We start from the raw sequence: 12410 nt of genomic DNA, 5'->3' as shown, positions 1-12410 counted from the left end.
TAATGTGAATCCTACCCGGCCTTTGCCCGTGTGTGGCTGCTGTGCGTCGGTTGGCGCCTTGCGCCTTGCGGCAGGCCAGTCGTTTACCAAAGGCAAAGGTAATCAAAATATTGAACGATAGCAACTAAAAGGGTACAAAAATCTGAAAATGACGTGAACTTTTCTTTGTTGGTGTCCGGTAGCCGCCCTGCTGTCGGCCTTCCCCCGTCAGTATGGGGCTTTGCGTGGTTGCCGTCAGGCGCCAGTGCCGGTGGCTCACTCTTTTCCGCCGTCGCTTTCCAGTATGTCCTTTATCTCCTTGTCGGTCTTGGTGAGCTTGGCTTTGCACAGCTTTATCAGCTGTTGTGCGCGGCGTAGTTGCTCGCCGAGCGAGTCGATGTCGGGCTCTTCGTTTTCCATTCGTGCCACAATGCGTTCCAGTTCGCGCATGGCGTCTTCGTATTTCATGTCGTTCTTCATTTCACTGTTGATTTTATTCTGCCTTTTTCAAGTCTTGTTTCAATCTCGTCGCCGGGCTTCAGCTGTCCTGCGTCGCGCACGGCGTGTCCTCCGCACATTGTTATGCTGTAGCCGCGCCGCAGCAGCAGTGTCGGGTCTTGGGCCAGTGCACGTTGCTCGAGCATCTCCACCTTGTGGTGTGCGGCTGCCAATTGCCGCATGGCAATGGGCGGTATGGCCTGCCTTGCCATCTCTATGCGGTGGCCCTGCTCATTGATTCGGCGTGCAGCGGCGGCCTTCAGCCTCTCTGCAATGATGCCTATGCGGGCCTCCTGGCGCGTCTTCACTACCGAGAACAGCGCCGGTATCCTGCCCGATATGGCCGACATGCGCTGCCTTTCCGTGCCAAGCCGGGCCGTCACCATGCGGACGAGGCGTTGCCGCCAGGCGTCCAATTGCGCATCCACGGCGCTCAGCCTGCTCACGAGCAGGGCGGCGGCGGCCGTCGGCGTCTTCACTTTTGTGTGTGAAACCATGTCGAGTATCGACTCGTCTCTGTCGTGCCCGATGCCCGTGATGACCGGTAACGGGAAGTTGGCCACGTTCTCTGCCAGTGCCAGGGTGTCAAATCCCGACATGTCGCTCGTGGCCCCTCCTCCGCGGATTATAACCACACAGTCGAACAGGTCGGCTTCCGCATTTATTCTGTTCAGTGCCGCTATGATGCTCTGTTCAACCTGCTCGCCCTGCATTGTGGCTGCGAACAGTCGCGTTTCAAAGGCGTATCCATACTCATTCTCGGCCAGTTGGTTGCAGAAATCGCCATATCCGGCGGCTGTCTGGCTTGATATCACGGCTATGCGCTGCGTGAACACGGGCAGCTCAAGTTCCTTGTTGAGGTCGAACACCCCTTCTTCCTTCAGCCGGCGAATTATCTCCATGCGCCTGCGAGTCATGTCGCCCAAGGTGTAAGTGGGGTCGATGTCGGTGACAATCCAAGAAAACCCGTATGCTTCATGGTATTGGGCATACACTTGCAGCATCACCTTCATCCCGGCGTGCAGCTGTTGTCCGGTGGCGCGCTCGAAGTAAGGGCGCAGCAAGGCCCACGTCTGTCGCCAGCATTTTGCCGACGCCCGGGCTATGGGAGTGTTGCCGTTGGCGTCTTTCTCAATCAGTTCCATGTAGCAGTGGCCCCTTGACTCGCGCACCTCCGACAGCTCCGCTTCCACCCAATAGTCGTCGGCCAGCACGCTCTCTATCGTAGAGCGCACCATGCCGTTGAGCTCATATAGCGTCATTGCCGCCTTGTTGTGCGTTGTTGCCATTGCGTTTCGTGTTGTCATGCTTGTTGTTGTCATGCTTTGTTGGGGTGCCGTCGGTGCCCGAATATGACGGGCTGTGGCATTGCCCACGCGCGTTGCCTATGTCGGGTCGTGGCGGTTGCCTTGCCGTTGCGTTTGCCTTGCCTTTGGCGCGGCCGGGCTAGGCGCCAGGGCTTTGCCCCATTGCACCTCGACGTAGGCCATGCAAATTTACGAATAAAATCCGATAAAAACCGTATCAGGCGTGAAATGTATTTACATAATGTGTCGTGAGAATGGCTTGTTTGCGGCAGGCCGGGCGCCGGCAGGCAAATAACGGCAAAATGAGTGTGCATTCATAACAGCCTGACACCGTTTGCCTTGCGCCTCTACAGAGCGTTGTTGTGCATCGGTTCCGGCCGTTCCACTATGCCGTTTGGCTCGTTTTGGTATGCTAAACGGGCCGTTTTGCAGTGTGACATGGGCCGTATTGCCACCGGGTTGATGGCTGTTTTTATGCCCGTTTTTGTCGTTTTGTGCTGAGAATGGCATTGTTTTAATATGACGCTGCATGTGTTCGCACCCCCAGAGCCAACTTTTTGACTCTATTTCCACTTGTTTTTCAGTAGCCGATATTAGTATTAAATGTTTATAATATGCCTTTACGTGCATGGCACACAGGTCGGAGTGCTGTTGGCGTACGGGGGCGGCTTGGAGATGGCATGTGGTCGGTTAAGGCCCGCTATGGCGTAGTGTACGCTGGCAATGAGTGCAGGTGGCAGTGCCGCCAGATTGTTGTCTTGGCCCCAAGCGTAGAGTGCCGCGCCAGTGCGAAGGTTCCGTTACGGCGCCGCGGGTGCGACAGAAGCATTTGGCGCGCGCGGCATAAATATCAATACAGGCATTCCCCGGCCTGTAGGCCAGTTTGGATTATATATATGTGTAAGTGCTTCTGTAACGTTATTTAGCATTTTAATGCTGAAAAAATGCGCCCCGATGATATACAACAATGACAGAAAAAGCGTATATTTGTGGCCGACTGATGCCCCGGCGAGGTGCCCGTCAAGCCCGTGCTTGTGAGCGGCTGGCCTCGTGCAGGGAGTTCAGCATAAGCCAAACAATTAAAAATCCGTAGTTATGAGAATTGGTATTCCTAAAGAAATCAAGAACAACGAGAACAGGGTCGGGATGACTCCTGCTGGCGTCTCAGAGTTGGTGGCTCACGGCCATGAGGTGTTTGTTCAGCACACCGCAGGCGTAAACAGTGGCTTTCCGGACGAGAAGTACGTGAAAGCCGGCGCGAAGATATTGCCAACAATAGAGGATACATACCGTTCGGCCGACATGATTATCAAGGTGAAAGAGCCCATCGAGCCCGAATATCCGCTCGTTAAGCCAGGTCAGCTTGTGTTTACGTATTTCCATTTTGCATGTGACCGCAAGCTCACCGAGGCCATGGTGAAGAGCGGCGGTGTCTGCCTGGCATACGAGACAGTGCAGCTCAGCGACGGTTCGCTGCCGTTGCTTGTGCCGATGAGCGAGGTTGCAGGCCGTCTCGGCATGATAAACGGCGCCTACTACCTGCAGAAGACCAAGGGCGGCAAGGGCAAGCTCGTTTGCGGCGTGCCCGGTGTGAAGCCTGTCAAGGTGCTTGTTCTCGGTGGCGGAATAGTTGGGCAGGCTGCTGCCCGCGTGGCTGCCGGGCTTGGAGCCACCGTGGTCATGACCGACATATCGCTCCCGAAGCTGCGTGAGTTGTCGCTCACGATGCCCGCCAACGTGAGCACGCTCTATTCAAACAGGCACAACATAGAGCAAGAGCTGCCCGACACCGACGTCGTAATCGGTTCGGTGCTCGTGCCGGGCGACAAGGCTCCCCATCTCATAACGCGCGACATGCTTGGCATGATGGAGCCGGGCTCGGTGCTTGTAGACGTGGCTATCGACCAGGGAGGGTGCTTCGAGACCTCGCATCCCACCACCCACAGCGAGCCGGTTTACGAGCTTGACGGCATCGTTCATTATGCCGTGGCAAACATCCCGGGTGCCGTGCCTCACACATCGACGTCGGCCCTCACCAACGCCACGCTTAGGTATGCCGTGGCTTTGGCCGACAAGGGGTGGCGCCGTGCCTGCAAGGACGACCCGGCACTGGCCCTGGGGCTCAATGTGGTTGAGGGTAAGGTGACGTATAAGGCCGTTGCCGATGTCTTCGGCATGGCTTACGAGCCTATTGAGCTGTAGCCCGCGGCATCAAGGCATGGGCTTTGTGAAATTCATGTTGCCCCCGAAGGCTGTTGCAAAAGGCAACCCGCCGTCGGGGGCAATACATTATTATAATGCAATACGGCGCTGCTTCAGTGCGTCACTGGCGGCCAATCCGTTTGGCGCAACTGCTGCCATGAGGCAAGCCACTCGGCCGTGTCAAAAGGCTTTTCAGCCCTCTATGTCCTTTATGGCCTGCGTCAGTCGCCTGAAATCTTCGGGAAACACGTCGCCGATGTTGCCAATCCTGAACGTGTCGGCCTGCGATATCTTGCCCGGGTATATCACGAATCCCCTCTCCTTGAGCTTCGTGTAGAAGTCTTTGAAGTCAAATTCGGCATTGGGATAATAGAACGATGTGATTATCGGCGACTGCACTTCGTCGGGCAGCAGCGTCCGAAACCCGAGGCTGCGCATGCCCCCCACGAGCGTGTCGTGGTTTTCGCGGTAGCGGGCGTGGCGTGCTTCAATGCCGCCTTCTGCCCTCAGTTCGGCCATGGCCTGCATGAAAGCCCGCACCACATGGGTGGGCGACGTGAAGCGCCATTTGCCGTGTCCGTCTTCCATGGTGCGCCATTGGTCGTAGAGATCGAGCGACAGCGAGCGCGCCACGCCCCCGCATTGCTCGAGCAAAGAGCGCCGGGCAATGACGAAGCCGAAGCCAGGCACACCCTGGATGCACTTGTTTGCGCTGCTTATCATGAAGTCGATGCCGAGCCTGGCCATGTCTATCGGCACCCCGCCGAAGCTGCTCATGGCGTCGACAATGAGCACCTTGCCGTGGCGTTTCACCACAGAGGCAATCTCCTCGAGTGGGTTGAGCACGCCGGTAGTGGTCTCGCAGTGCACCACCGACACGTGCGTCACCTCGCCGTGTGCCGTCAGGTAAGCGTCGATGCGGGCCGGGTCGACGGCCTCGGTCTCCTCAAACCTCATCACGTCGCAGTCGATATGGTAGTAGTCGGCAATCACTCCCATGCGCTTCCCGTACGCCCCGTTGGCGGCAACCAGCAGTTTGTCGGAAGGCCTCACGGCCGTTCCGAGAGTGGCTTCGACGCAGAACGTGCCGCTGCCCTGCATCAGCACCGCCGTATATTCGTCGGGACGGCTCGTTGCCAGTCCAACAAGTTGCTTGCGAATCTGCTCTACTATGCCCACGTTATAGTCTTCGTCCCATGTGCACCAGTCGCTCATCATGGCTTTCTTCACGCTGTCTGTCGTAGTCAGCGGGCCCGGTGTAAGTAGTAAGTATGGTCTCATGTCCGTATTGAATTTATTGTTCCGTCTTTTTGTCAGCGTTTGTTTGCCGGGCGCCTATTCGCCGGCCATCCTCATGTTTATGCTTTCTATGAGCGCCGGCAGTGCCGTTGCGTCGTCCACCACATAGTCGGCTCCGGCGGCATACATCCTGTATCTCACGTCGTCCATGCGCTTTTTCAGTTCTGCACTGTCCATGGCCACGGCCTCGTCGGGCGTCAGCGCCATCTCGTTGCTGCCCATGATGACGCCCACGCTCCATGCCCCGGCGTTGCGCCCTTCGCGTATGTCGGCAATGGTGTCGCCGAACTTGACCACCGACCGTGGCGAGTCTACGCCGAGCCTGCACATGTTCTGGTATATCATGTAGGGCTTGGGGCGCCCTGCCGGCAGTCCGTCCGCCGTCACGCAGCAGTCAACGGCATAGCCTTGCCGGCGTGCCGCCGCCGTCACCACGTCCATCATGGCTTGCGTGTAGCCCGTGGTCGAGCCAACCTTCAGCCCATCCGCCCTCAGCGCGGCCATGGTTTCCACCACCCCGGGTATGGGTGTTGAGTAGTCTTCGAGCTTTGTTGACAATGCCGCCTGGAATCCCCTGTAGCATTGTTGCACATCGTCTTCGTTGTAAGCGCGACCGTATTTCGCTGCAAACTCATCGCTCACGTGCCCTATGGCAAACAGGGCGCGTATCTCTTCGAGCTTTGTCAGGCCCATGTGGGCGCGTGTCCCGGCCGGCGAAACGTTGAGCCCCATTGCCTTGAAGCATTCAACGAATGCAGCCACAGGCGCGAAGCAGCCATAGTCGACGGCCGTTCCGGCCCAGTCCATGATAACACATTCAATCTTTCTCATATCAGTCTTATAGCGTTGTATGTTCGTCTTAGTAACCCGGCATGCGGTTTAGTTGGCAGGCATGAAGCCACTTATGGCCTGCCTTCCGGCCATCTTGCCGTCTTCAGCCTCGCGCCGTGTGCGCCCTGCCTGCATGAGGTAGGCCACCGAGCACACAAACATTATGCAGCAAGCCACGCCAACCCATGTGCTCATCTCGTTGTAGAACAGCGGCCAATCGATGTTCGGGGCGCCCAGTTCCTTGAAGAGCAGTATGCCGAGAGTGCCGAGATAGCCAATGAAATCGATGGTTATGATGAAGAACCCGACGTTGGCGTGCAGCTTGAAGCAGGCGATGAACCGCTCAAAGAATATGGTCTGGAAGCTCAGGTAGGCGATGTCTATGCATAGCGTCTGCAAGAACAGCCACAGGGTGGTGGGCAGCGCCAGTTGAGTCTGGTATGCCCCGATGAACCCCAGCAGTGCCATTCCGGCGGTAGACACACCGAGCAGTGTGCAGAGCACGCGCAGGTGGCTGCCCACGGCAGACAGTATGGCGAACATGGCCAGCAGCACCACCGTCGCTATTCCGTCGAGGTAGGCGAAAGCCCACGACGGCACCGTGCTCACATCGATGATGCACACGATGAAGTCTTCCTTGATGTCGCGCTGCACTGTGAGCAGAAGGTTGGCCGTGAAGAGCAGCAGCAGCATCGGCATGAAGCGTCGGAACAGTTGCCAGCGCTGCCTGCCGTTGAGCGTGACCCGCTCGGAGCGCGCCGCCACGTCGGCAGCGTCGGGCTTTGGGAGTCGCGTCATCATCCACCCGGTGAGGCATAGCAGCGGGAAGGCCACGGCCCCGATGAGCGCAGGCATCCACATCTCGCCCACGTGGAGCGACTGCAGGGCGTAGAGCCCGAGCGACTTTGCCACGCCCGAACTGAGCGCCATGCTCACCCCCATGATGCTTGCCAGGATGTCGGTGGTGCGGCGTCCTTCGAGGAAACAGAACAAGACGCCCCACATGCAGCCCAATGACAGACCGTTGAAAAACAGCGCGAAGATGTTGGCCGGCACAGGCATCAGCGCGAAAGCCAGCAACGATGCCTCGGAAAGAGCGGCCGACCCGATGATGAATCGAAGACGGTTTTCGGGCCGCAACTCAGATATGAACTTTATGCCGAGCATCTTCGCGCATACGTAGCCAATCAGTTGGATGATGCTTACGGCTATCTTGTAGTCCATGCCGAAGGCCTGCATGCCCTCAAACTCGGCCGCCGTAAACGGTTTGCGCAGGGCGTAGACAAGTGAGTAAGACACCAGTGCCGTGCCGCCGGCCCATATAACGAAAAGCCAGTCGGGCATGGCCGTTCCGGCCCTGTGCGCATTGTGCATCATGTTTGCCATCTGTTTCATCCTTGTAGTTTGCTTTGTCATTTCACGCCGCAAAGTTAGTCGTTGCCCTGTTGCCCCGGAATGAATAATCCATGAATTACGGGCCGTAACAATTCAGTTAAGCTATCGTAACGCGACAATAACGGCAGTGCAAAACAGGCGCAACCCGAATGTAACACTTTTGCAATGTGTTTTAAGCGGAAAATAGCTATTTTTGCAATTGAATGGCATTGGAAACAGCTTATGGACGAACTCAAGGACATATACGACCGCATCACTTACTTGCGCCATAAGAGCATGAAGATGAAAGACATAGCCGCGCTGGTGGACTTCCAGCCGAGCGTGTTTTCGGCCTTGTATACCACAGTCATACCGGCGTTTGTAAAGAACACGGCGCGCGGCATGGCACCGGCCGAGGCGCTCGACGGCGCTCTCGTGTGGGTCAACAACGTGTCGAAGCGCCGCCTGCTGGCATCGCTGCCGTCGATGAAGGCCACGCTCATGGCCACCGACGTTGAGCCGGAGCCCGTGCGCGGCGGCGGGGGCAACCCCTATGCGGCGGCCCTCGGCAGCATAATGGCGCGCTCGGCAGAGACCATAGGCAGCCATGCCGGCACAGACATGAGCTACAGCATGTCGTCGGGGTCGCACGCAATGAAGTTCGAGCCTTACATGATTGCCCCCGCTGCAGGTGGAGGGTATGCCGAGGTGACGCACAACAACGCGTACGGAACAACCCATCGCGGACTGGTGATGATGAACGGTGCGAGCCACATCTACCTTGTGTTCAACGAGAACCCTTACCCTCAGCTGGCACTGTTCAGCGTGTGCCTCAGGCTGCCCATGTACGAGCGCCCGCCTTTCTTGCGCGGCATCTACACCTGTTTCGACTATAATTACAACCCGATAGCAAGGCGAATACTCTTTGTGAAGCTCTCTGACAGCACCTCGGCCGACGAGTTTGCAAAGCTCAACGGATGCCTGAAGGCACGCGAAGAGCTTGAAGGGCAGGAACTGGCATACTACGATTACACATGCCGTGGCGAAGATGCAGTGAGGCTGTGCAACATCTCTTCGCCCACGATGCGCATCGACGACCTGGCCGAAGAGAAGCGACTGCTCGGTTCGCTCAATGCCGGCTGAGCCTCCGTTGCTCCTGCAGTAGGTCTTTGCCGGCTGTGGGCAAGGGCCCCGCCGTTGCGTAATTGCCATGCAAGGCGTGCCATACGGATTTTTTCTGGCTTGCTTTTTGTCTGCCCTTAAAGGGCCGTGCGCCGTCCAAAACGCCATGGTGTGCAAACGGCTGCGTGACTTGTTTCCCGACTGTTTGTACCCTGTCTCTTGTTGTCTTGCATGGTATCGGCCTGCCGTCGGTGGGCGGGCTTGCGTCCGACAAGCAGTGTTAAAATCTTGAAAATACGCCGGGCGAAATAAAAAATTAGTACCTTTGCATGGCCTTCAGGCTGCCCCGCGCATGGTGGGGCGCATCCGCCACTGCCCGGCGGCGCCACGGGGCTTTGGCCGTGGCAATGGTCTGTGCCCGTCGGCAGGCAACGCCGTCCGGCCTGCCTGTGGCATTGGTTGCGGCCGCATGGCAGGCATGGCAGTGCCGGCACACATCTTTTGCGGCCTGTTTTTGCGGCCGTCACAGCTGCCGGTGCACTTTTGGACGCTCCGGTGCATGGCTGGGGGAGGGCAAGAGAGTGCTTGGCGGAGCGTCTTGTCGATGGTAGCATATTATTACAATGTGGCGCCCGCATCCCTGTTTGCGCAGTCCTGGCCTGCAAGACAGGCCGTTTCGTGGTGCAACGGCGGCCGTTTTGCCCTGCAATCCGGGCCGTTTGGCGGCCTGAAACGGCCTGTGTCGCAATGCGCTGGTGGTCAGCGCGTTGGGCAGGTCGTACCGTTCTTTGAAATTATCGTTACATTATAGCGACAGCACATGGCTGCCGTCGGCATGAGCAACAGCGGCGTTGACACCATGGCTGCGCCCGTGTTGTGTAGCGCCGCGCCACGGCCTGTCGGCCGGCCTGCCGTGGCTGTGGTTGCCTGCGGCCTTTACGGCTGTGCCGCCGAGGCCTCAAAACATTTCCATATTGTGCTAAAAAGCCTCTGCTTTTTCCTTCTTACGAAGAAAATTAGTAACTTTGCACGCTATTTAAAAGATTGTATGGAAAATAACAAGGCTACTTTGGAATTGGGAACAAAGCCCGTCGGACCCCTGCTTATGCAGTATGCCTTGCCTGCCATCATAGCCATGACAGCATCGTCGCTATACAATATGGTAGACAGCATATTCATAGGGCAGGGCGTAGGGGCCATGGCCATCTCAGGATTGGCCCTCACCTTCCCCTTCATGAATCTTGCAGCCGCCTTCGGAGCGGCCGTTGGCGTCGGCGCTTCGACGTGCATCTCTGTCCGCCTCGGGCAGAAAGACTATGAGGCCGCCGAGCGCGTGCTTGGCAACACCGTCACGCTCAACCTCATCATCGGCATCTCCTTCAGCGTGATTTCGCTGCTGTTTCTCGACCCCATACTCTATTTCTTCGGGGCGAGCGAGCAGACTTTGCCTTACGCGCGCGACTACATGGAGGTGATTCTGGCCGGCAACGTGTTCTCGCACATGTATTTCGCCATGAACGCCGTGCTGCGTGCGGCGGGCAAACCGCGCCAGGCCATGTATGCAACCATGTTTACCGTGGTGATGAACACCATACTGGCGCCCATCTTCATCTATCCGCTCAACCTCGGAATACGCGGCGCCGCCTATGCTACCATTATCGCGCAGATGATGGCTTTGGTGTGGCAGATGAGGCTTTTCAGCAACAAAGACGAGCTGTTGCACCTAAAACGGGGCATCTACAGGCTGCAGGGCCGCATTGTGAAGGCCATCATCGCCATCGGAATGTCGCCGTTTGCCATGAATGTATGCGCCTGCGTGGTCGTCATTTTCATCAACAACGGACTGCAGAAGTATGGCGGCGACCTTGCTGTGGGCGCCTACGGCATTGCCAACAAGGTGTGCTTCATCTTCGTGATGATAACGATGGGCATCAACCAAGGGCTGCAGCCGATAGCCGGTTACAACTATGGCGCGCAGCTGATGGACCGCTTGATGAAGGTGGTGAAGTATGCCATAATTGCCGGTACGGTTGTCACAACGGCGGGCTTCGCCATAGCCGAGCTGCTGCCGGGGCCGTGCGCACGCCTGTTCACCACCGACCCCACGCTGATAGCGCTGTCGGTCGAGGGTCTGAGGATAGAGATGCTGGCCTTCCCCATAGTCGGTTACCAGATGGTGGTGACCAGCTTTTTCCAGAGCATAGGCAAGGCAAAGGTGAGCATGTTCCTATCGCTTTCGCGGCAGTTGATATTCCTCTTGCCACTGCTTGCGGTGCTGCCGCCCATCTACGGGGTCGACGGCGTGTGGTGGGCAATGCCGATATCCGACACTGTGGCTGCCGTGGTGACGTTCTTCATGATGATGTCGTACATGCGGAAGTTCAAGAAAATGACTATAAAATAACATCGGGATATGAGCGAAAAGAAAATAATCATAAACGTGGGGCGGCAGCTTGGCAGTGGCGGTCGCGACATAGCGAAGATGCTTGCGCAGCATTTCGGCTGCAAGTATTACGACCGTGAGCTGCTCAACCTGGCCGCAAAGGAAAGCGGTTTCAGCGAGAAGTTCTTCGAACAGAACGACGAACAGAAGGGATTCTTCAAGTCGTTGTTCCACCTCAACGTGCCTTTCCTTGGCAGCGCCAACTTCTACAACAACAACCTTTCGCAGGAAAGCCTTTTCAAATTCCAGAGCGATGCGATACGGAAAGCGGCCGACGAGGGCTCGTGCGTGTTCGTAGGGCGTTGCGCCGACTACGTGCTGCGCGATTACCCCGGTCATGTCGACGTGTTCATCACGGCCGACATAGCCGACCGCATAGCGCTGGTGAGCAGCCGGCTGGGATGCGACGAGGCCACGGCGCGCAAGAAGATACTGTCTGGCGAGAGCGAGCGCTCAACATATTACAATTATTATACCGGCAAGGAATGGGGCCACAGCTCATCCTACGACCTTTGCATCAACTCGAGCTTGCTGGGACTTGAGGGCACTGCCGCCTTCATTGCAGAGTTCATCGGCAAGCGGCTTGCGCTGTAAGGCATAGGCAAAGGCAGGCTGGCAACATGAAGAAAGGAGGGCAATGATGAAGAAAATAGGCATCATAAGCGATACCCATGCGTATTGGGACGACCGTTACCTGAAGTATTTCGAGCCGTGCGACGAGATTTGGCACGCCGGCGACATAGGCTCGCTCGAGGTGGCCGAGCGCCTGGCGGCATACCGCCCGTTGCGCGCCGTCTGCGGCAATTGCGACGGGGGCGACCTGCGGCGCATGTACAGAGAGACGCTGCGGTTTAAGTGTGAAGACGTAGACGTGCTCATGAAGCACATCGGCGGTTACCCCGGCAATTACGACCCGTCTGTCAGGGGGATGATATACGCGTCGCCGCCACAGCTGTTCATCAGCGGCCATTCACACATATTGAAGATAAAATACGACCGCACGCTGCGACTGTTGCACATCAATCCCGGCGCCGCTGGCCTGCAGGGGTGGCACAAGGAGCGCACGCTGGTGCGCCTGGTGGTAGACGGCAGCCGTTTTGCCGACTGCGAAGTGATAACCCTTGGCAACCGCACCACGGTGGTTTAGCACTGTGCCCGGGCCGCCCGAAGGCGCTCGCGGCGGCATGGGGCACGGCTGGCTGTGGCGTGGCGGGGCCCACTTAGGCCCGCCATGTGGCGGCATCGGCGGCCACGGCAGGCCAAGCAGCTGTGGCGATATATAATAAATTGGCTTCAAGTACGTTATAGTCAATATACAGAACTCACCAACCAATAATGTCAAACGCAATGAAGAG

10 protein-coding genes are annotated in these 12410 nt (G+C 57.4%); 5 read left to right on the top strand and 5 right to left on the bottom strand.

Annotation, left to right across the window (positions count from 1 at the left end; genetic code table 11):
• Window positions 1-255 precede the first annotated feature (255 nt).
• Both xseB and xseA read right to left on the bottom strand, forming a co-directional pair.
• Complete coding sequence (gene xseB, locus M3089_RS07625; protein ID WP_249083088.1) at window positions 256-459, bottom strand: exodeoxyribonuclease VII small subunit; 204 nt, start codon at window positions 457-459, stop codon at window positions 256-258.
• The gene (gene xseA / locus M3089_RS07620; RefSeq protein WP_249083087.1) at window positions 456-1766 is read right to left on the bottom strand and encodes an exodeoxyribonuclease VII large subunit; all 1311 of its coding nucleotides are present in this window, start codon (window positions 1764-1766) and stop codon (window positions 456-458) included. Before xseA ends, xseB begins: the two co-directional genes overlap by 4 nt.
• 1113 nt (window positions 1767-2879) lie before the next feature.
• Here xseA and ald point away from each other — a divergent pair.
• Entirely contained in the window at window positions 2880-3986 is a 1107-nt protein-coding gene (gene ald, locus M3089_RS07615; RefSeq protein ID WP_249083085.1) for an alanine dehydrogenase, read from the top strand.
• 192 nt (window positions 3987-4178) lie between these two features.
• On the opposite strand, the gene phnW is transcribed toward ald, so the two are convergent.
• The 3 genes from phnW to M3089_RS07600 are packed head-to-tail and all read right to left on the bottom strand — an operon-like array spanning window position 4179 to window position 7511.
• On the bottom strand, window positions 4179-5267 hold the full coding sequence (gene phnW / locus M3089_RS07610) for a 2-aminoethylphosphonate--pyruvate transaminase (protein ID WP_249083083.1): 1089 nt from the start codon (window positions 5265-5267) through the stop codon (window positions 4179-4181).
• A gap of 54 nt (window positions 5268-5321) precedes the next feature.
• Window positions 5322-6116, bottom strand: coding sequence for a phosphonoacetaldehyde hydrolase (gene phnX, locus M3089_RS07605; RefSeq protein WP_249083082.1), 795 nt, complete (start codon window positions 6114-6116; stop codon window positions 5322-5324).
• A gap of 48 nt (window positions 6117-6164) precedes the next feature.
• Entirely contained in the window at window positions 6165-7511 is a 1347-nt protein-coding gene (locus tag M3089_RS07600; RefSeq protein ID WP_394802265.1) for a DUF5690 family protein, read from the bottom strand.
• 222 nt (window positions 7512-7733) lie between these two features.
• On the opposite strand from M3089_RS07600, the gene M3089_RS07595 reads away from it, so the two are divergent.
• The 4 genes from M3089_RS07595 to M3089_RS07580 all read left to right on the top strand — a co-directional run bounded on the left by M3089_RS07595 (window position 7734) and on the right by M3089_RS07580 (window position 12202).
• Window positions 7734-8633 carry a hypothetical protein gene (locus M3089_RS07595; RefSeq protein WP_249083079.1) on the top strand — a complete coding sequence of 300 codons (900 nt, stop codon included), beginning with the start codon at window positions 7734-7736 and terminating at the stop codon, window positions 8631-8633.
• A gap of 1027 nt (window positions 8634-9660) precedes the next feature.
• Window positions 9661-11016, top strand: coding sequence for an MATE family efflux transporter (locus tag M3089_RS07590; RefSeq protein ID WP_249083078.1), 1356 nt, complete (start codon window positions 9661-9663; stop codon window positions 11014-11016).
• Between the two features lie 9 nt (window positions 11017-11025).
• On the top strand, window positions 11026-11649 hold the full coding sequence (locus M3089_RS07585) for a cytidylate kinase-like family protein (protein WP_205109120.1): 624 nt from the start codon (window positions 11026-11028) through the stop codon (window positions 11647-11649).
• A 46-nt stretch (window positions 11650-11695) separates the two neighbouring features.
• Complete coding sequence (locus M3089_RS07580; RefSeq protein WP_249083197.1) at window positions 11696-12202, top strand: metallophosphoesterase family protein; 507 nt, start codon at window positions 11696-11698, stop codon at window positions 12200-12202.
• Window positions 12203-12410: the final 208 nt, after the last annotated feature.

The sequence above is a fragment of the Marseilla massiliensis genome, from assembly GCF_023336985.1.
Taxonomy (GTDB): domain Bacteria; phylum Bacteroidota; class Bacteroidia; order Bacteroidales; family Bacteroidaceae; genus Prevotella; species Prevotella intestinigallinarum.
The sequence above is the reverse complement of the archived record's forward strand: the minus strand, read 5'-3'. Positions and strand labels throughout refer to the sequence as shown.

What these genes read in the sequence shown, in the direction of transcription:
- M3089_RS07590 (WP_249083078.1), top strand. Translation starts at nt 9,661, where the DNA reads ATGGAAAATAACAAGGCTACTTTGGAATTGGGAACAAAGCCCGTCGGA.
- xseA (WP_249083087.1), bottom strand. Translation starts at nt 1,766, where the DNA reads ATGGCAACAACGCACAACAAGGCGGCAATGACGCTATATGAGCTCAAC.
- M3089_RS07580 (WP_249083197.1), top strand. Translation starts at nt 11,696, where the DNA reads ATGAAGAAAATAGGCATCATAAGCGATACCCATGCGTATTGGGACGAC.
- phnX (WP_249083082.1), bottom strand. Translation starts at nt 6,116, where the DNA reads ATGAGAAAGATTGAATGTGTTATCATGGACTGGGCCGGAACGGCCGTC.
- M3089_RS07585 (WP_205109120.1), top strand. Translation starts at nt 11,026, where the DNA reads ATGAGCGAAAAGAAAATAATCATAAACGTGGGGCGGCAGCTTGGCAGT.
- M3089_RS07600 (WP_394802265.1), bottom strand. Translation starts at nt 7,511, where the DNA reads ATGAAACAGATGGCAAACATGATGCACAATGCGCACAGGGCCGGAACG.
- ald (WP_249083085.1), top strand. Translation starts at nt 2,880, where the DNA reads ATGAGAATTGGTATTCCTAAAGAAATCAAGAACAACGAGAACAGGGTC.
- phnW (WP_249083083.1), bottom strand. Translation starts at nt 5,267, where the DNA reads ATGAGACCATACTTACTACTTACACCGGGCCCGCTGACTACGACAGAC.
- xseB (WP_249083088.1), bottom strand. Translation starts at nt 459, where the DNA reads ATGAAGAACGACATGAAATACGAAGACGCCATGCGCGAACTGGAACGC.
- M3089_RS07595 (WP_249083079.1), top strand. Translation starts at nt 7,734, where the DNA reads ATGGACGAACTCAAGGACATATACGACCGCATCACTTACTTGCGCCAT.